The organism is Hydrotalea sandarakina, assembly GCF_003254115.1.
Taxonomy (GTDB): domain Bacteria; phylum Bacteroidota; class Bacteroidia; order Chitinophagales; family Chitinophagaceae; genus Hydrotalea; species Hydrotalea sandarakina.
Map to the genome: position 1 here is coordinate 195,998 of NZ_QKZV01000001.1, position 20,056 is coordinate 216,053.

A 20,056-nucleotide genomic window follows, 5' to 3' on the forward strand; every position below is an offset into this window, starting at 1 on the left:
TTTTAACCATAAATTTTGGTAATTCGTAAACAATACTATATTTGCCTGCACAATTCATTCAGTAACCAAAATCTTTACAACTGTGGCGTACGAGAATAACGAAAAAAAAATGGAAAGCGTTTATAGCAAACGTATTAGAGCCGGAAAAAGAAGAACCTATTTTTTTGATGTAAGAGCCACCAAAGGCAACGATTACTATTTAACCATTACGGAAAGTCGCAAACGTTTTGATGACAATGGTTATGACAGACACAAAATCTTTTTGTACAAAGAAGACTTCAATAAATTTATAAAAGCACTTAACGAAGCCGTTGATTTTGTGAAAACTGATTTAATGCCTGATTTTGACTTCGATGCATTTAATCATGAATATCCTGAAGGTGATGGATATGAGGCAACCGAACAAAGTACTTTTGTCGGTGTAAGTTCAAATGAGCAAGGCAACACCATTGAAATTATTACAAGCGAAACCAATGTTACTTCTTTAAACAATGATAGTGCGGAAGAAGTAGATAAGTGGTAAATTATTCTATTACATAAGTAACCTTACTTTTGGGTAATTAGCCTTAAAGTAAGGTTTTTTTTATGTAAAACAGCCAACAAAAGGGCAAAAAATTACTTTTCCTCATTTTCTTGCCAGTTCTCCACAAAATATAAAAACACATACATTTTTAGATGTTTTTAGCTATGTTCGCAGGTACTAAAAAATTATAGTGCTGTGCGATTAAAGTCATTAGAAATTAAAGGTTTCAAAAGTTTTGCCGACAAAACAGTGGTTAATTTTGATGAAGGTATTACCGGCATCATTGGGCCCAATGGCTGTGGAAAAAGTAATATTATTGATAGTATCCGTTGGGTAATTGGCGAACAAAAAATATCATCGCTGCGAAGCGAAAATTTAGAAGCATTGGTATTTAATGGTTCTAAAACAAGAAGTCCCAGTGGACTTGCTGAAGTTAGCCTAACCTTTGAAAATACCCGCAATTTATTACCTACCGAGTTTAGTACAGTAACCATTACACGCCGTTTTTACAAGAATGGGGATAGTGAATACCGTTTAAATGATGTAGCCTGTCGTTTAAAAGACATTCATAACCTGTTTTTAGATACAGGTGTTAGTACCGATAGTTATGCCATTATTGAATTGGGCATGGTTGACGATATTATTAACGACAAGGAAAATAGCCGTCGCAGAATGTTAGAACAGGCTGCCGGTATTACCATTTACAAAACCAGGAAAAAAGAAGCTAAATCAAAATTAGATGCTACCGAGCAAGATTTAGCCCGTATTGAAGATTTGTTATTTGAAATTCATAACCAGTTAAAATCATTAGAAAGCCAGGCCAAAAAAGCAGAAAAGTTCTATGAAATAAAGAAAGAATATAAACTGATTGCCGTTGAATTGGCTAAAGCTTCATTAGAAGGGTTTAATTTAACCTATAAAGAACTAAACGAGCAACAGGAAATTGAAACCGATAAAAAAATTAGGTTAGAAGCAGAAATTGCGGGCATGGAAGCTGAACTGGAACAGGAAAAAGTTGGTTTTGTTGAGAAAGAAAGGGCCTTGCAAAGCATGCAATATCAGTTTAATGAACTGGTACAAAAACTAAGAACAAAAGAAAGCGATAAAAATCTGGCAGCTCAGAAACTGGTGTTTTTAAAAGAAAAAGAAACCGGTTTAAAACAATTTTTACAAAATGCCGAAGGCCAACTGAAGGGCATTGACGAATCATTGGTGTTTAGCCGCAGCCAAATAAAAGATGAAGAAAATAAGCTGGCCGAAATGCAAGCCGGTTTAACCAATTTAAAATTTGAGGTAGAACAGAAAAGACAGATTTTTGATGAAAAGCGTGCCGGTGTTGATCAATTAAGGCAGCAATATCAACAAATACAACGTTCACAGTTTGATGCAGAGAAAAAAGTTGCTGTTGCCGATACTTCTATTCAAAATTTGCAGCGTTCGCAAATACAATTACAAACGGAGCAACAAAACCGCGAATTGCAATTACAGCAATTAACCGTTGAATTGGCTGAGAAAGAAAATAACTTAGCCAATAAGCGTTTGCAATTGCAGGAAATGCAAGAACAACACGAAAAAACCAAACAGCAAATACTGGAAACCCAACAGGAATTAGAAGTTTTGCGCAATCAGTTGGCAGAGGAAAGCCGTAAGTTAGATGCTCGTAAAAATGAATACAACCTGCTGAAAAGTTTGATTGATTCAATGGAAGGCTACCCGGAAAGTATTAAATTTTTGAGCAAAAATGCTGAATGGAATCATTCGGCACCTATATTATCAGACATTATTTATGTGCAGGAAGAATACAGGGCAGCAGTGGAAAACGTTTTAGAGCCTTACTTAAATTATTTCGTTGTAAACAATTTAGAAGAAGGTTTACAAGCCGTAAACTTATTGCACCGGCATAATAAAGGCAAAGCCAACTTTTTTATGTTAGATAAGTTTCGGAATTTTCAAACCAATGTTGCTCAACCGGCTCAAACCATTGCAGCTATGGATATTATTGAGGTGGATGAGCAATACAAAGCCTTGGCAACCTACTTATTGGGTAATGTGTTTATTGCTGAATCTGAAAATGTATTAGAGCAGGCTTTGAATGCAGAGGCTATTATCTTGGAAAAATCTGGTAAAATAGTGAAAGGGAAATACACCTTAACCGGTGGAAGTGTGGGACTATTTGAAGGTAAAAAAATTGGTCGTGCAAAAAACTTAGAAAAGCTGGAAGAAGAAATTCAAGCACAGGAAGCTGTGGTTAATTTGTTGAAAGCTGATATTCAACATAACCATGAAAAAGTGGTTGGATTTAATCAACAACTGAAAGAACAAACGATACGCAGCACTGAAAATGAAATTAATCAGCTCATTAATCAAGTGTTTGCAACAAAAAATAAAATTGAAAATTTAAACAACTCACAGCAACAAACCACTCAACGTTTAGATGACATTGAGCAACGCATGCAAGATGAGCAAGATAGCATTGCTACAACACGCCAAAACTTAGCAGAATTAAATGAGCAACTAAAGGCTTTAGGCAACGAAATGGCAATTATTGAGCAAGACTACCAGTTAGCTGAACAAGACTATAATGTTGCTACCGCGCAGTTTAACGATTTTAATTTGCAAATAACCCGTCAACAAAGCAAAATAAATGCTATTAAGCAGGAATTGCAGTTTAAAGAAAATCAGTTAAACGATTTGCAAAAACAAATTACCAACAATGCACAACAATTAACTGAAGCCACTGCACAAATTGAAGAAGGCAAGTTGGCGGTTACAAGCATTGAAGAAGAGTTGCTTGAGTTAATGAAACAAAAGGAACAAGAAGAGCGTCAATTAAATGAAGCTGATCAGGCTTATTACAATATACGCAACATACTGCAGGAAAAAGAATCAGTGGTTCGCCAAAAGAATAAACAACGTGAAATGGCCGAACACCTGCTGAATGAAATAAAAGATAAGCTAAACGAATTGAAATTGCAGTTGGCGGGAATGAAGGAACGTTTAAATGTGGAGTTTAAAATTAATTTAGAAGAAATTTTAGAACAACCGCGTACAACCGAGCTAACCTTGGAAGAGTTGCAAACTACCAGTGAAAGAATGCGTAAGCGTTTGGAAAACATTGGTGAAGTAAACCCCACTGCTATTGAAGCTTATCAGGAAATGAAGAAGCGCTACGAATTTATTGTAGAGCAGAAGAATGATTTAGTGCAGGCAAAAGAAAGTTTGTTACAAACTATTCAGGAAGTGGAAACCACTGCCAATCAACAATTTTTGGAAACTTTCAATAGAGTACGCGATAATTTTCAAAAGGTATTTAAATCATTATTTTCCGACGAAGATACCTGCGACATGATTTTGGAAAATCCGGAAAACCTGGCAGAAAGTGGTATTGAAATCATGGCAAAGCCACGTGGTAAACGCCCTTCGTCAATTACACAGTTAAGTGGTGGTGAAAAAACGTTAATTGCCACAGCATTATTATTCGCTATTTATTTAATTAAACCGGCACCTTTCTGTATTATGGATGAGGTGGATGCGCCTTTAGATGATGCGAATGTGACTAAGTTTACGCAAATGATTAAACAGTTTAGTGGCAATTCACAATTCATTTTAATTACCCACAACAAACAAACCATGAGTGCTGTTGATGTAATTTATGGTGTAACCATGCAAGAGCCGGGGGTGAGTAAATTAGTGCCCGTAGACTTTAGAAGTTTAAATTAAAGTATTTAATCATCCATATTGATAAAGCCGCTTTTAACAAATTGCGGCTTTTTTTATTGTTAGGTGGCATGGTATAAATTGTAAATTTGTGATTGCTATTTATTAAATGAATTTGGCCTTATATAAGGCAAGCATGTTTAAAATTTAAATGTAATGAAGTATCAGGTAGGTGATGAAATTATTGTGTTGCATAACCACGAAACAGGAAAAGTGGTAGAAATTATTAACGATAAAATGGTGTTAATTGAGGTACGCGGTGTACAATTTCCTGCTTATACCGACCAAATTGATTTTCCATACTTCTACCGGTTTAGTAAACAATTAAACGAAAAAGAGAAAGCGGCACCAAAGCCGGCACCAAAAATGTATGTTGACCAAATTCCAAAAGAAAAACCCAAGCCCAATCAAGCCAAAGTAGCCAACGGTGTATGGCTTTCTTTATTTCCGGTTTTTTCGTTTGATGAGTTTAACGATGAAATAGTTGATAAATTCAAAATATATCTTTCCAATAGAACCAATACCGCTTATGATTTAGAGTACAGCCACAATTTAGGAGGCGAGCGCATATTAGATTTGAAAATTAATTTATTGCCCTTCCACGATTTTTATTTGCACGATTTAGATTTTGCAGCGGTAAATGATGCGCCGGCTTTTCATTTCACTTTTCAATTACAAAATCCTCAAAAAAACAAAGCCCCATTTTTTGAGGTAACGCACAAAATAAAAGCCAAACAATTATTTTTAAAAGTTGAAGCGTTAAAAGCCAATAATCAACCGGCTATTGAATACTTGTTATTTGATCATTATCCGGATGCCTTACCCGAACCTGAGAAAATTGCCTTAACCGGATTGGCTGCTCAGGGTTATAAAGTGTATGAAGCCAAAAAGATAAGGGAAAATTTACCGTCACCACGGTCAGAGGTAGATTTGCACATGGAAAAATTATTAGACGATTGGAAAAGCATGAGTAACTATGATATTCTAATGTATCAATTAAAAGAATTTGAAAAATGGTACGATTTGGCGGTAGCTCACAGGCAACCTTCTTTAATTGTTATTCACGGCGTAGGCAGTGGCAAGTTGCGTGATGAAATTCACGATCTGCTGAAAGGGCGAAAAGAAGTAAAAACATTCATCAATCAATACCATCCCCGTTATGGGTATGGTGCTACTGAAATATATTTTCAATATTAAAAAAATAGTTATGATTACAGACCATATTATTTTGCCGGTAAGTGATGGAACACAAATGCAAGCATTTATTGCACATGAATCAACTCATCAACCACAGCCTGGTATTTTACTTTTTCAGGAAGCATTTGGTGTGAATCATCATATTCAAGATGTAGCCCAGCGTTTGGCTAAGGCAGGATATGTGGTTATTGCACCTGAATTGTATCATCGTACTGCGCCGGCAGGTTTTGCAACCGGTTATGAAGATTTTAGTGTCATAGCGCCACATTTTCAGGCATTAACTGTTGAACAGTTAACCGCAGATATTTTAGCCGCCTATCATTGGTTACAAAACCAACAAAATGTTCAAATTAAAAAAATAGCCTCTATGGGTTTTTGTTTGGGTGGAAGAGTGGCTTTATTGGCGAATATGGTGGCACCGTTGAGTGCAGGCATTTCCTTTTATGGAGGCGGAATGCAAATGCTTGCTTCGCGTATTGCTGAATTACATGGCCCACAATTATTGTTTTATGGAGGAAAAGATAAACACATTACGCAAGAACATATTCATGAGGTTGAGCAAGCTTTTATTGCTGCCAAAAAAGATTATGCTAAAGTAGTTTTTTCTTATGCCGACCATGGCTTTCATTGCAATGAAAGAAGTAGTTATCATCCTAAAGCGGCAAAAGAAGCCTGGGCTTTAAGTTTAGCCTTCCTTCAAAATAATTTGTAATACCTTTACATTTGGCTACAAACCCGCTTTATCGCCTTGTTTGAATAAACAGGGAGGAAAGTCCGGACAGCACAGAGCAACCCACCGGTGAAAAGCCGGCCACCATTTGGTGAGAGAAAGTGCCACAGAAAATAACTGTCATGCTGAATGTATGATGAGGGTGAAAACGTGAGGTAAGAGCTCACGGCTGTTATTGGTAACAATAGCTGCGGGTAAACCTTGGGTGCTGCAATGCCACGTATAGAGCCGTTTTAAGAGCTGCTCGTTCAAGGCTCAGGGTAGGCAGCAACAGGTAAACAGTAATGTTTATCGCAGATAAATGATAAAGTAGAAACAGAATCCGGCTTATGAGGTTTGTAGCTTTTTTATTGTTTGGGTACAGTAAATAATTGATTGCTGAATGGTGGAGTAGTGGGTATTACAACATCATTAAAATTATAATTAACTGCCCTGTGGCAACTGTTACAAGTTTGCGTTAAAAACACAAATGCATTTTTAAATGCAGGAACATTTTGCGCAGCAATGGTTTTATTTAAACTGTCAATGGCCGGTTGCAGCATTACAACTTTTTTCGATTCAGGCCTGTCTGTGCAATACATTTGTATATCATCTAAGGCTTCCATAATTTCATGAATTTCAAAATCAGCCAACTTCCAATTGCTATTAATGCCTGCAAACCATAGCTTGGCATGGTGTACTTGTATGCCTGACATAAATTCACCCAAACCGGGTTTGTAACTATTGTTCACTTGTTTTTGTAAACTATCAACCTTTGCTTCTAAAGCCTTTGTGTTTGATTGGTTTTGCGAACAAGCACCCAATGTAACAACTGCTATAAATAAAATTGCTACTATAATTTTTTGCATATACTAAGTTTTAATCAGTTAGAAAATGCTGCTTCATTTCTCATTACCAAAACGGGGAAGTAAATAGCCAATAATAAAACTAATGAATTGTGCAGATGATAGCCTATTAAAAATACATAAAACCGTAAAATTATTTATTTTGTTTATACATTCATATGGGCTGCATATTCGCTTACGTGTAACATGCAATAGCGCATTTCCCTATTTTTGTAACCATATGACACAGGAACAATTAAAAGCTATGAGGGACCGTGTTTTGGTTCTGAGGAGGTTTCTTTGACGTTGATAACCGTTTACAAAAATTAGAAACCGATAAACAATTATCCTTATCGCCCGGCTTTTGGGATGATAACCAGCGGGCAACCGCCATCATGAAAACCATTAAAATTCATGAATACTGGTTGAATTTATTTCAACAGGTGAATACTGCTGTTGAAGATTTTGCCGTTTTATTTGAGTTTTGGAAAGCCGGTGATGCTACTGAAGAAGAAACTAAAGCAGCCTACGAACAGGCACTTAAAATAATTGAGGATGCCGAATTTAAAAGTACCCTCAATAAGCCGGAAGATGAATTGCCTGCATTAATGCAAATAAATCCCGGTGCCGGTGGTACTGAAAGTCAGGATTGGGCTGAAATGCTCATGCGCATGTACATCATGTATGGTGAAAAACAAGGGTGGAAGGTAACGGAGGTGGATTTGCAACCTGGTGACGCAGCAGGTATAAAAAGTGTAACCTTGCAATTTGATGGCCCATTTGCGTATGGTTTTTTAAAAGCTGAGAGTGGCGTGCATCGATTGGTACGTATTTCGCCTTTTGATAGTAATGCCAGAAGGCATACCTCTTTTGCTTCGGTATTTGTATATCCTTTAATTGATGATTCTATTGAAATTAATGTGAATCCTGCCGATATTGAATGGGAATTTTATCGAAGCGGTGGTAAGGGGGGGCAAAATGTAAATAAAGTGGAAACGGCTGTTCGCTTAAAACATATTCCTTCGGGAATTATTGTGGAGTGTCAACAAGCCCGTACACAAGGCGAAAATCGTGAAATGGCCATGAAAATGCTGAAAAGTAGGTTGTATGAAGAAGAATTACGCAAACGCCAGGAAGCCATTAATGCAACTAATGCAACAAAAAAGAAAATTGAGTGGGGAAGTCAAATAAGAAGTTATGTTTTTCATCCCTATAAAATGATAAAAGACCACCGCACTAATTTTGAAGTGGGTAATGTTGGCCCGGTTATGGATGGGGAATTAGACGGATTTATTAAAGCTTATTTAATGTTAGCCAAAGAAGAAGCTTAACTTTATTACCTGTTTGGTATAATACCCTCGCTTGTGTTTCATAACTACATCATGCTCAATTGCATGCTATTGTTGTAACAAATAAAATGAAACATATGAAAAGGTTATTGCTTTATCTGTTGCTGGTTAGTACCATTTCGGTAGCAAGTGTTGCACAAACCCCTGTTAGTTCTAATATCAGTGCTGCTAATGCATTGGCAAAAAGGGTAGTGCCTAACTATGCCCCGCATATTCACTTTCAGGAAATTCCCAATTGTTCTACCGACAGTTTTTTTATTTATTGGCAAGATAATAGTTTATATATCAAGGGTAATAATGTCAATGCAATGGCCGTTGGCCTGAATTATTATTTAAAAAATAGTTGTTGGGCAAATGTTTCCTGGTATAGAAACGAAGGAGTGAAAGTGCCTGAAAAAATGCCGGTATTACAACAATCCATAGGTTTAAAAGCGCGTTGTAATGAACGATTCTTTTTAAATTACTGCACTTTTGGTTATACTATGCCTTGGTGGGATTGGAACGATTGGCAGTGGTTTATAGATTGGATGGCTTTAAATGGTATTAATATGCCTTTAGCCATTACCGGCCAGGAAGCCATATGGTATAATGTTTGGAAAAAATTTGGGCTGAATGATGAGCAGATTCGAAGCTTTTTTACCGGGCCTGCTTATTTGCCCTGGCATAGAATGGCAAATATTGATCGATGGGAAGGTCCATTACCCATGCACTGGATGAATACTCAACTTGCACTACAGAAAAAAATTGTAGCACGAGAAAAAGAATTGGGCATGAAACCCATTTTGCCTGCATTTGCAGGGCATGTTCCCCAGGCACTTACAAAATTATTTCCTAAAGCTAAAATTCATTCTTTGGGTGAATGGGGCGATTTTAGTGAACAATATCAAAGTTATTTTTTAGACCCTTTTGATTCCTTATTTAAACCCATTCAAAAAGCCTATTTAGCCGAACAAACCCGCTTATTAGGTACTAGCCATATTTATGGTGCCGATCCTTTCAATGAAGTAACACCGCCCAGTTGGGAACCCCAATACTTGGCATCGGTAGCCAATACCATTTACAAATCAATGCTTCAAACCGATTCCAAAGCCGAATGGTTGCAAATGAGTTGGATTTTTTATTACAATAGAAAACAATGGACCGATGAACGCATTAAAGCATTTTTAACGGCTGTACCTCAAGGAAAAATGACGTTGCTAGATTATTATTGCGACAATACTGAGATTTGGAAATTTACCGATGCTTTTTATGGTCAGCCTTATATATGGTGCTACTTGGGTAATTTCGGAGGCAATACCATGATGCAGGGTAATTTGAAAGAAGTGGAAGAACGCATGGAAAACACTTTCCAAAAAGGTGGCGAAAATATGAAAGGAGTTGGTGCAACTTTAGAAGGATTTGGTGTAAATCCCATTATGTATGAATATGTATTAAACAAAGCTTGGAGCAATGGCCCTGTTAATGTACAAAATTGGGTAAATAATTGGGCTAAAACCCGCTACGGCCAACCCAATGCCGATGTTGAAAAGGCATGGAATATTTTGTTGCAAACTGCTTATGCAGAACGTGCCGGTTTGGGACGTGCAACTTTAACCAATGCTCGCCCGGCATTAACCGGACACAATACCTGGACTACAAACCCAGTAATTAATTACAGTAACAAAGATTTGCTGCAGGCATGGAATTTACTATTACAGGCCCCTGTAAATAATCAAACACCTGCCGTTTATTTATATGATGTTGTGAATACCGGAAGACAGGTTTTAGGTAATTATTTTGCAGTACTACGCGATAAATTTACAGCAGCGTATGAACAACACAATGCCGTTGCCGTTCATGAATATGGTCAACAGATGTTGCAGTTGTTAAGCGATTTGGATACATTACTTGCTACCAATCAAAATTTTTTATTAGGTAGTTGGATTGCCGATGCAGAAAAAATGGCCGCTTCACCCAATGAAAAGCAATATTATGCGGAAGATGCCAAACGCATTTTAACTGTTTGGGGGCAGCCGGGTAAACATTTAACAGATTATGCCAATAGGGCATGGGCAGGTTTAATGCAAACGTATTACCGTCAAAGATGGAAGTTATTTGTAGAAAATATTGAAAAAAGCATGCAGCAGAATCAGGCTTTTAATCAAGAGGCATTTAATCAAACCCTTACCCGGTTCGAGGAAAATTGGGTAAAAAGCAACCAAAAGTTCAATGACAAACCCATGGGTAACACTATCGAAATAAGCAAACAGCTATATGCAAAATATGCGCCCATGATTTTATCAGAAAAATAATTTTTGTTGTTTTCAAAATTCTTTATCATCTTCGCAACGCAATGAAAAAAATAATGAATAACATATGGTGGTGGCATACTAATCTCTATCGGGGATGGTAATGCCATGCACATAGCATTATATATTTACGAGCCCCGACAGAAATGTTGGGGCTTTTTATTTTAACATTCGAACAAAAAATATTGAACAGGCAAAACAGTTATTTAGTTATGAAAAAAATAGGAATAACCACCACTGTTAAACAAATGCTCGCCGATGTATATACCCCGGTGGGTATTTATTTGCGTATTCGCGATAAGTTCAGAGATACCATTTTGTTAGAGAGTACAGACCACCATGTAGCTGAAAACAGTTTTAGTTTTATTTGTATTAATGCAATTGCAGGTATTGAAATCTCATCCAATCAGCAAATTGAATTTAAGCTACCCAATGAGCAGCCTGAAAAAATGAATATTACCCAACAAACATCCATACCCGATGTTGTTTGGAATTTTATGCAGCGTTTTGAAGTTACACCTGCCGAAAATAAAGTAATAAAAAGTGCGCAGGGCTTTTATGGATATACTGCCTATGATGCCATTCCTTTTTTCGATACCATTCAATTTCAAAAAAATGCAACTACCCGGCCCGTCATACCATTAATGCGGTATCGCTTGTATCAGTACATCATCATTATTAATCATTTTAATGATGAATTGTATTTGTGTGAAAATAAAATAGCAGGGCTTGAATCAGAACTGGAACGAATAGAAAGTTTATTATTGAGCAAAGATGTACCGGTATTTCCCTTTGCAACTACGGGTAATGAAACCTCTAATATTGCTGATGCACAATATATTCAAATGGTGCAGTCGGGTATACAGCATTGTAAGCGGGGCGATGTGTTTCAAATCGTATTAAGCAGAAGATTCCAACAAAGTTTTATTGGCGATGAATTTAATGTGTACAGAGCCTTGCGTAGTATTAATCCATCGCCTTACCTGTTTTATTTTGATTACGGCGATTATAAACTAATGGGTTCATCGCCCGAGGCGCAACTTAAAATAAAAGATGGTAAAGCCATTGTACACCCCATAGCAGGAACTTTTAAACGTACCGGCAATGATGCTTTAGATGCCAAGGCTGCAGAGCAATTGTTGTTAGATGCAAAAGAAAATGCAGAACATGTTATGTTGGTTGATTTGGCAAGAAACGATTTAAGCAGAATTTGTACGGAAGTAACGGTAAGCCATTTCCGTGAAATTCATTATTATAGTCATGTTATACATTTAGTAAGCGAAGTAATCGGGAATGTACCCGCTAATACCAATCCATTTTCTTTACTAGCCAAAACTTTTCCGGCCGGAACATTAAGTGGTGCGCCTAAATTTAAGGCCATGCAGTTAATTGATGAATTGGAAACAACACCCCGCAGTTATTACGGTGGAACGCTTGGCTTCATTGGTTTTGATGGTAGTTGCAATCATGCTATTATGATACGAACTTTTTTAAGCAGAAGCAATACACTTTATTATCAAGCCGGTGCAGGGGTAGTGGCAGCAAGTGTTCCTGAAAGTGAATTGCAGGAAGTAAATAATAAACTTGGAGCACTGAAAAAAGCGGTGCAGTATGCAACAACCATTCAATAAAATAAAACATCAGCTATTTATTTAGGCAAACAACAAAACGTATTTCTTGTATGGCAAATAAAAATGAACCGGTAAAATTATTAGTGTTCGACAATTATGATTCATTTACGTATAACCTGGTGCACATGGTTTCCTTTTTATTACAGCAGCCCGTTACCGTTTATCGTAATGATGAAATTAGTATAGAAGCAATTAATGCTTTTGATAAAATAATTTTATCACCGGGCCCGGGTATTCCTGAAGAAGCCGGCTTATTGTTGCCACTGATTCGGCAATATGCATCTACAAAATCAATACTCGGTGTTTGTTTGGGGCATCAAGCTATTGGTGAGGCCTTTGGCGCAAAACTTACCAACTTATCTAAAGTGTTTCATGGTGTTGCTACTGAAATTCATATTAACCAAAAAGTAAAAGCAAAAGCCAATAGTTGGTTTAATAATTTGCCAACAACTATTGAAGTAGGGCGTTATCATAGTTGGATAATTAATAAAGACACTTTACCTAAGGAATTAGAAGTAACAGCCGTGGATGAAGCAGGTAATATTATGGCGGTTCAACATACAACCTATGATGTTCAGGGTGTGCAGTTTCATCCGGAAAGCATTTTAACGCCTTTGGGCGAAGAGATGTTGCGGAACTGGTTATTTCCCGGCAAACAATAACATAAATTATTGATCAATTTTTTGAATGATAAACGTATGAAGAAGATTTTACAATATTTGTTTGAGTATAAAACATTAAGCAGAGAACAAGCTAAAGAAGTACTGATTAATATCAGCAAGGGCCAATATAATGAATATGAAATTGCCTCATTTGTTACCGTATATTTAATGCGAACCATTACCATTCAGGAATTGCAAGGTTTTGGTGATGCATTAATGGAATTATGTGTACAGTTGCCTTTTGAAAGCTATCAAACTTTAGATATAGTAGGTACCGGCGGTGATGGGAAAAATACCTTCAACATCTCAACCATTAGTTGCTTTATTGCAGCAGGGGCAGGTCAAAAAGTAGCCAAACACGGTAACTATGGTGCCACTTCAATTAGTGGTGCATCCAATGTAATGGAGCAATTAGGTTATAAGTTCAAAAATAATGCCGATGCCTTACAGAAAGAATTAGACGAAGTAAATATTTGTTTTTTACATGCACCGCTTTTTCATCCCGCTTTAAAAACGGTTGCCCCTTTGCGTAAAAGTATAGGTGTACGTACTTTTTTTAACATGTTAGGGCCAATGGTTAATCCTGCATCGCCGGCCTATCAACTGGTTGGTGTATATAATTTAGAAATGGCACGCATTTACAATTATCTATTACAGCAAACCAATAAGTCATTTACCATTATTCATGCTTTAGATGGTTACGATGAAATTTCATTAACCGGCGATACAAAAGTCATTACCAATTCAGGTGAACAAATATTAACACCACTTCAATTGGGTAAACGCCTGGTTCAACCACAGGATATTTATGGCGGTCATTCTGTTGAAGAAGCAGCAAAAATATTTTTATCCATTTTAAAAGGTGAAGGTACTTGGGCACAAAATGCGGTAGTATTGGCTAATGCTGCCATGGCACTGTATGCAACCAAAAATTTTACTGATTATGAATCGGCATACGCGGCAGCGGTTGAAAGTTTGGAAAGTGGTAAGGCTTACAACACGCTTCAACAATTAATAGCATTGCAATAACGAATATTTTTAAAGTAGGCATTTGTATGAATATATTAGAAACAATAGTAGCAAAAAAGCAAGTAGAAGTACAACAGGCTAAACAACGTATATCCATTGAACAATTACAACAACAGCCTTTTTTTAGTGCTACAACCTATTCATTGAAGCAGAATTTGTCGCAACAAAATTCAACCGGAATTATAGCTGAATTTAAGCGACGTTCACCTTCCAAAGGATTTATTCATCAATATGCCAATGTAATTACTGTTACACAGGCCTATGCACAATATGCTGCAGGCATTTCAGTGTTAACCGATACCGAATTTTTCGGTGGGTCTTTTCAAGATTTTGCTCAGGCACGCATACAACCCGTTCCCATTTTGCGAAAAGATTTTATGATTGATGCATATCAGTTATATGAGGCAAAAGCCATTGGTGCTGATGTGGTTTTATTAATTGCGGCTTGCTTATCGCCCAAACAAGTGCAACAATTGGCCGTTGAAGCCAAACAATTGGGTTTAGAAGTGTTATTAGAAATACACGATGAAACAGAACTACAACACATTTGCGATGAGGTAGATATGGTTGGTGTTAATAATCGTAATTTAAAAACCTTTGAAGTAAATATTGAAACATCATTACGTTTAATTGAACAGATTCCCCCCACAAAAGTTCCGGTAACGGAAAGTGGTATTTCGGCAGTGGAAACTATTCTTCAATTAAAGAAAGCCGGGTTTAAAGGGTTTTTAATGGGCGAAAATTTTATGAAACATGAACAACCCAATTTGGCATTTCAGCAATTTGTTCAACAACTAAAACAGGCATCATGCGATTAAAAGTTTGTGGCCTTACCGACATGAATCAGGTTCGCCAGTTGAATGACTGGGGAGTGCATTTCTGCGGTTTTATTTTTTATCCTAAAAGCCCAAGGTATGTGTTAAACAATAATACAACTGAGGCTATTAAAAGGGTAAAAGGCACCATCAATAAAGTGGGTGTTTTTGTAAATGAAAAAGAAGACAACATTCTGAAAATGGTAGATGAATGTGGCTTATACCTTATTCAATTGCATGGCGATGAAACACCGCGTACTTGCGAAAACTTATCGAATTATGTAACTACCATTAAGGCTTTTCGTATTAGCGAAAACGACAACATACTTTGGAAAATTAAAGACTATCAAGATGTAGTAGATATTTTTTTATTTGATACAGAGGGCGTTGGATACGGAGGAACCGGAAAAAAATTTAATTGGAATATGTTGAAAGGGCTTTCTATTCGCAAGCCATTTTTATTGAGCGGCGGCATTCAACCGGATGATGTGCCTGAATTACAAAACTTTATGCAGGATAGCGTAGCAAAAGATTTATTTGCTTTTGATATTAACAGCAAATTTGAAATAGCACCGGGTATAAAAAACTTAGCTTTGGTGCACGAATTCTTTAATCAAGTGAATCCATTATAAATCATTATGAGCCAAACAAAAACAAATTCCGTTTCTTACATGCACCCCAATGAGCATGGCTATTTTGGTCAATTTGGTGGTGCCTATATTCCCGAAATGTTGCACAGAAATGTGGAAGAGTTGCGCAGCCGTTATTTAGAAATTATGCATGAGCCTTCGTTTGTGGCTGCATTTCATCAGTTATTGCGCGATTATGTAGGTAGGCCATCACCGCTATTTTTGGCTGAACGCTTAAGTGCTTTGCATAATACCCGTATTTACTTAAAACGAGAAGATTTAAACCATACCGGTGCCCATAAAATTAATAATGCCATTGGTCAGGTGTTATTAGCACAACGTTTAGGCAAAAAAAGAATTATTGCAGAAACCGGTGCCGGTCAACATGGTGTTGCCACAGCCACTGTTTGTGCTTTAATGGGGTTGGAATGTATTGTGTATATGGGTGAGAAAGATATTGAACGTCAGGCCCCTAACGTTGCCCGTATGCAAATGTTGGGTGCTAAAGTTGTGGCAGCAACCAGCGGCAGTAAAACTTTGAAAGATGCTACCAATGAAGCAATTCGCGATTGGATTAATCATCCTAACGATACACATTATGTAATAGGTAGTGTAGTGGGGCCCCATCCTTACCCGGATATGGTAGCTCGCTTTCAAAGCGTAATTAGTGAAGAAACTCGTTGGCAATTAAAAGAAAAAACAGGCAGTGAATTACCTACGCACGTAATAGCTTGTGTAGGCGGGGGCAGTAATGCAGCCGGAGCTTTTTATCATTTTTTAGATGAACCCGCTGTACAATTAATTGCTGTTGAAGCTGCAGGGTTAGGTGTTTATAGTGGAATGAGTGCGGCCACTTCTCAACTTGGTAAGCCCGGCATTTTGCATGGCAGTAAAAGTTTGGTTATGCAAACAGAAGATGGTCAGGTAGTAGAACCGCATAGTATTTCTGCAGGCCTTGATTATCCCGGTATTGGTCCTTTGCATGCACATTTATTCGAATCGGGCAGGGCTACTTTTTTAAGCGCAACCGATGAGGAAGCTTTGCAAGCCGCTTTTGAGGTAACAAAATTAGAAGGTATTATACCTGCTTTAGAAACTGCGCATGCATTTGCAGCATTAAAGCAAATGTCGTTTAAAGCGAATGATGTGGTAGTGCTATGCTTAAGCGGACGTGGTGATAAAGATTTGGCAACTTATATGCATGCCATGCAAAAAAATGATTAGAAAATGCAGAATAATATTGCACTTCCGGAATTAAGTTTAAGACCTTGTACTCCTGCTGACAGCCAATTTTTTTACGAATTGAAAAAATTAGTGCTATTTCATTATGTGCAGGCTATTTGGGGTTGGGATGAACAAGTGCAACAACAATTTCATGCAGACAATTTTCATCCCAATCAAACCCAAATTATTTTGTGGCAAGCACAACCGGTTGGTACTATTGAGTTGCTTGAAGACAATGAAAAAATTTTTATCAGCAGTTTATATATTCATCCGGATTATCAAAACAAAAAAATTGGAAGCTTTTTGGTGCAACAACAAATTCATAAAGCAAAAGCGAGTGGCAAAAAAGTAGCGCTTGAAGTATTGCGCTTGAATACCCGAGCACAAAAACTATATTCGGCTTTAGGTTTTGTTACCATTCCCAACAACGATACCATTAAATTATACATGCAAAATAATTGTACATCATGACAAGAATTGCACAAACATTTTTAAATAAACCCAAACAAGTACTCAATGTTTACTGCACAGCAGGTTATCCCCAGTTGAATAGTACATTAACAGTAATGCAGGCATTGCAGCAATATGGTGCCGATTTAATTGAATTAGGAATGCCTTACAGCGATCCATTGGCTGATGGGCCGGTAATTCAACAAAGCAGTAGTGTTGCTTTACAAAATGGTATGTCCATTAAAGTATTATTTGAACAATTGAAGGATTGCAGGAAAACCATACATATTCCCATTATTTTAATGGGATACATGAATCCCATTCTGCAATATGGATTTGAAGCATTTTGTAAAAAAGCAGCTGAAGTAGGAGTAGATGGTTTAATATTACCCGATTTGCCCGAGTACGAATTTGAAAATATGTATGGTGCTGTTATAAAAAAATACCAACTTGATTTTATATTTTTAATCACACCTGAAACTTCTGAAGAACGTATTCGAAAAATGGATGCATTAAGTTCAGGATTTTTGTATGCGGTAAGTTCATCGGCCACTACCGGAAAAGATAAAAATTTTAATGAGGTGAATACTTATTTACAACGCTTACAGGCCATGCAACTCAAAAACCCCATTATGGTGGGTTTTGGTGTAAAGGATAAAAGTACGTTTACAACAGCGTGCACTTACAGCAATGGTGCCATTATAGGTAGCGCTTACATTCAGGCATTGGGCAGTTCAACCGATATTGCTGCAACTACACAACAATTTTTAGAGAATATTTTAAAGTAAAGCAATAATTTTTTTTCATGAAAGTAGTAATTATAGAATACAACGCCGGCAACATACAAAGTGTACAATATGCCTTACAACGAATTGGCGTTAATGCAATACTTTCAAACGATCATGCTACAATAAAAAGTGCTGATAAAGTTATATTTCCCGGAGTAGGTGAGGCCAGCAGTGCCATGCGAAGTTTGCAACAAAATAACCTGCATTTGTTAATTCCAACTTTGCAACAACCACTGTTAGGCATTTGTGTAGGCATGCAGTTGTTATGTTCTTTTTCCGAAGAAAATAATACCGACTGTTTAGGTGTTTTCAATTTAACTGTGAAAAAATTCAATACACAATCCAACTTAAAAGTGCCCCAAGTAGGCTGGAATAGTATTTATAATTTATCATCGCCCCTTATGCATCAGGTGCCTGAAAACAGTTATTGCTATTTTGTGCATAGTTATTATGTACCTCAAAACAACTTTGCTATTGCTACTACTAATTATGTTGAACCTTATGCATCTGCCATACATCACAACAACTTTTATGGTGTACAATTTCACGCAGAAAAAAGTGCTGCAGTAGGTGAACAAATTTTGAAAAATTTTATGGCTTTATAAAACAACCCTTATGGAAATAATACCCGCTATAGATATTATTGACGGAAAATGTGTTCGGTTAACGGAAGGTGATTATCAACAAAAAAAAATTTACAACGAAAATCCTTTAGAAGTTGCTTTGCAGTTTGAATCTGCCGGTATTAAAAGGTTGCATTTGGTTGACTTAGATGGAGCCAAAGCCGGAAAAGTTACCAATTGGAAAGTGCTAGAAACAATAGCTAATCATACACAATTAGTCATTGATTTTGGAGGAGGCATTAAAACCGCTAATGATGTGAGCACTGTGCTGAATGCAGGGGCAAGGTATGCAACGGTTGGCAGTGTGGCTGCAAAGCAAAAAGACTTATTTATCGAATGGTTACACCGGTTTGGGGTAGATAAATTTTTATTGGGTGCCGATGTGAAAAACGGTTATATCACCATCAATGGTTGGTTAAACACTACTGAGTTCCCCGTACAACAATTCATGGAAAATTATATGCAGTTGGGCGTGCAACAAATTTTTTGTACTGATGTAAGTAAGGATGGTCGTTTAGAAGGCCCTTCCCTTGAATTGTATCAAAGTTTATTAAATGCATTACCGCACTTACATTTAATTGCCAGTGGTGGCATTAGTAGTGTTGACGATTTGTTACAACTGCAACAAATTGGTTGTAGTGGTGCTATTGTTGGAAAAGCCATTTATGAAAATAAAATATCTTTAAATCAGTTGGTTCAGTTTAACTAATAACAATGGAAACAAAACAAATACAACCGGTATCGGGCTTAACCAAACGCATTATTCCCTGTTTAGATATAAAAGATGGAAGAACGGTAAAGGGCATTCATTTTGAACAAATACGTGATGCAGGCGATCCTGTTGAGTTAGGTGCATTTTATGCCGAACAAGGAGCTGATGAGTTGGTGTTTTTAGATATTACCGCTACTGTTGAAAAACGAAAAACACTGAAAGAATTAGCCAACAGAATTGCAGCGCATATTAATATCCCTTTTACTGTTGGTGGCGGAGTTAGCAGTGTTGAAGATGCATCAGTACTATTACACAATGGAGCTGATAAAGTTTCTATTAATACTGCCGCTTTTAAAAATCCCAATTTAATTACGCAATTAGCCAATGAATTTGGCAGTCAGTTTGTGGTGTTAGCCATCGATATAAAACAAGAAAGTGATGGTAACTGGTATGTTTATTTAAACGGAGGAAGAACAGCTACTAATACCCTTTGTACTACCTGGGCCAAACAGGCCTATGAATTAGGTGCCGGCGAAATTTTATTAACCTCAATGAATCACGATGGTGCCAAGCAAGGATTTGCCTTAGACATTACCCGAACATTAAGTACACAATTACCTATACCGGTAATAGCCAGTGGGGGTGGAGGAACCATGCAACATTTTGAAGCTGTATTTAAGGATGCGCAAGCCGATGCTGCATTAGCAGCCAGTATTTTTCACTTTAAAGAAATAGCTATACCCGATTTAAAACAATATTTACATAAGCATAATATTTCGGTAAGATTGTAAATCAAATGCATGCATACACTGAAAATTCTAAGGTTTATTTTTCAAATTCTTTTTGTTCGATCTTTGAATACAAC

Annotated in this window: 18 protein-coding genes and 1 other RNA gene; 18 read left to right on the top strand and 1 reads right to left on the bottom strand. The window is 37.0% G+C overall.

Annotated elements, in window-relative coordinates; genetic code table 11:
- Positions 1–82: 82 nt before the first annotated feature.
- The 5 genes from LX80_RS00905 (at position 83) to rnpB (ending at position 6,513) form a co-directional block, all read left to right on the top strand.
- A complete protein-coding gene (locus LX80_RS00905) occupies positions 83–523 on the top strand; it encodes a DUF3276 family protein (RefSeq protein ID WP_111293156.1) in 441 nt (146 codons plus the stop codon).
- A 195-nt stretch (positions 524–718) separates the two neighbouring features.
- The gene (smc, locus tag LX80_RS00910; RefSeq protein ID WP_111293157.1) at positions 719–4,243 is read left to right on the top strand and encodes a chromosome segregation protein SMC; all 3,525 of its coding nucleotides are present in this window, start codon (positions 719–721) and stop codon (positions 4,241–4,243) included.
- Positions 4,244–4,396: 153 nt separating this feature from the next.
- Positions 4,397–5,437, top strand: a complete 1,041-nt coding sequence (locus LX80_RS00915; protein ID WP_111293158.1) for a Smr/MutS family protein — start codon at positions 4,397–4,399, stop codon at positions 5,435–5,437.
- Positions 5,438–5,447: 10 nt separating this feature from the next.
- A complete protein-coding gene (locus LX80_RS00920; protein WP_170120348.1) occupies positions 5,448–6,149 on the top strand; it encodes a dienelactone hydrolase family protein in 702 nt (233 codons plus the stop codon).
- 15 nt (positions 6,150–6,164) lie between these two features.
- Positions 6,165–6,513, top strand: an RNA gene (rnpB, locus tag LX80_RS00925) — RNase P RNA component class A.
- Position 6,514: 1 nt separating this feature from the next.
- On the opposite strand, the gene LX80_RS00930 is transcribed toward rnpB, so the two are convergent.
- Complete coding sequence (locus LX80_RS00930; RefSeq protein ID WP_111293160.1) at positions 6,515–7,015, bottom strand: hypothetical protein; 501 nt, start codon at positions 7,013–7,015, stop codon at positions 6,515–6,517.
- Positions 7,016–7,232: 217 nt separating this feature from the next.
- Between LX80_RS00930 and prfB the strand changes: the two genes are divergently transcribed.
- The 13 genes from prfB to hisF all read left to right on the top strand — a co-directional run bounded on the left by prfB (position 7,233) and on the right by hisF (position 19,982).
- Positions 7,233–8,322, top strand: a protein-coding gene (prfB, locus tag LX80_RS00935) for a peptide chain release factor 2 (protein ID WP_111293527.1) whose coding sequence is annotated in 2 segments (ribosomal slippage) — positions 7,233–7,280 and positions 7,282–8,322 — 1,089 coding nt in all. Because the reading frame shifts where the segments join, the coding sequence is not laid out codon by codon here.
- Positions 8,323–8,417: 95 nt separating this feature from the next.
- The gene (locus LX80_RS00940) at positions 8,418–10,631 is read left to right on the top strand and encodes an alpha-N-acetylglucosaminidase (RefSeq protein WP_170120349.1); all 2,214 of its coding nucleotides are present in this window, start codon (positions 8,418–8,420) and stop codon (positions 10,629–10,631) included.
- Between the two features lie 209 nt (positions 10,632–10,840).
- The gene (locus LX80_RS00945) at positions 10,841–12,259 is read left to right on the top strand and encodes an anthranilate synthase component I family protein (RefSeq protein WP_111293528.1); all 1,419 of its coding nucleotides are present in this window, start codon (positions 10,841–10,843) and stop codon (positions 12,257–12,259) included.
- Positions 12,260–12,309: 50 nt separating this feature from the next.
- Entirely contained in the window at positions 12,310–12,921 is a 612-nt protein-coding gene (locus tag LX80_RS00950; RefSeq protein WP_111293162.1) for an anthranilate synthase component II, read from the top strand.
- Positions 12,922–12,957: 36 nt separating this feature from the next.
- Positions 12,958–13,950, top strand: a complete 993-nt coding sequence (trpD, locus tag LX80_RS00955) for an anthranilate phosphoribosyltransferase (protein ID WP_111293163.1) — start codon at positions 12,958–12,960, stop codon at positions 13,948–13,950.
- Between the two features lie 26 nt (positions 13,951–13,976).
- A complete protein-coding gene (gene trpC, locus LX80_RS00960) occupies positions 13,977–14,768 on the top strand; it encodes an indole-3-glycerol phosphate synthase TrpC (RefSeq protein WP_111293164.1) in 792 nt (263 codons plus the stop codon).
- A complete protein-coding gene (locus tag LX80_RS00965) occupies positions 14,759–15,397 on the top strand; it encodes a phosphoribosylanthranilate isomerase (protein WP_111293165.1) in 639 nt (212 codons plus the stop codon). The genes trpC and LX80_RS00965 overlap by 10 nt, the downstream gene beginning before the upstream one ends.
- A 6-nt stretch (positions 15,398–15,403) precedes the next feature.
- Positions 15,404–16,618 carry a tryptophan synthase subunit beta gene (gene trpB / locus LX80_RS00970; protein ID WP_111293166.1) on the top strand — a complete coding sequence of 405 codons (1,215 nt, stop codon included), beginning with the start codon at positions 15,404–15,406 and terminating at the stop codon, positions 16,616–16,618.
- 3 nt (positions 16,619–16,621) lie between these two features.
- Positions 16,622–17,089: a GNAT family N-acetyltransferase gene (locus tag LX80_RS00975; RefSeq protein WP_111293167.1), complete on the top strand. Its 468-nt coding sequence runs from the start codon at positions 16,622–16,624 to the stop codon at positions 17,087–17,089.
- On the top strand, positions 17,086–17,856 hold the full coding sequence (gene trpA, locus LX80_RS00980) for a tryptophan synthase subunit alpha (RefSeq protein ID WP_111293168.1): 771 nt from the start codon (positions 17,086–17,088) through the stop codon (positions 17,854–17,856). The genes LX80_RS00975 and trpA overlap by 4 nt, the downstream gene beginning before the upstream one ends.
- A gap of 17 nt (positions 17,857–17,873) precedes the next feature.
- Positions 17,874–18,461: an imidazole glycerol phosphate synthase subunit HisH gene (gene hisH, locus LX80_RS00985; protein ID WP_111293169.1), complete on the top strand. Its 588-nt coding sequence runs from the start codon at positions 17,874–17,876 to the stop codon at positions 18,459–18,461.
- 10 nt (positions 18,462–18,471) lie between these two features.
- Positions 18,472–19,188, top strand: a complete 717-nt coding sequence (hisA, locus tag LX80_RS00990; protein ID WP_111293170.1) for a 1-(5-phosphoribosyl)-5-[(5-phosphoribosylamino)methylideneamino]imidazole-4-carboxamide isomerase — start codon at positions 18,472–18,474, stop codon at positions 19,186–19,188.
- A 5-nt stretch (positions 19,189–19,193) separates the two neighbouring features.
- The gene (gene hisF / locus LX80_RS00995) at positions 19,194–19,982 is read left to right on the top strand and encodes an imidazole glycerol phosphate synthase subunit HisF (RefSeq protein WP_111293171.1); all 789 of its coding nucleotides are present in this window, start codon (positions 19,194–19,196) and stop codon (positions 19,980–19,982) included.
- Positions 19,983–20,056: the final 74 nt, after the last annotated feature.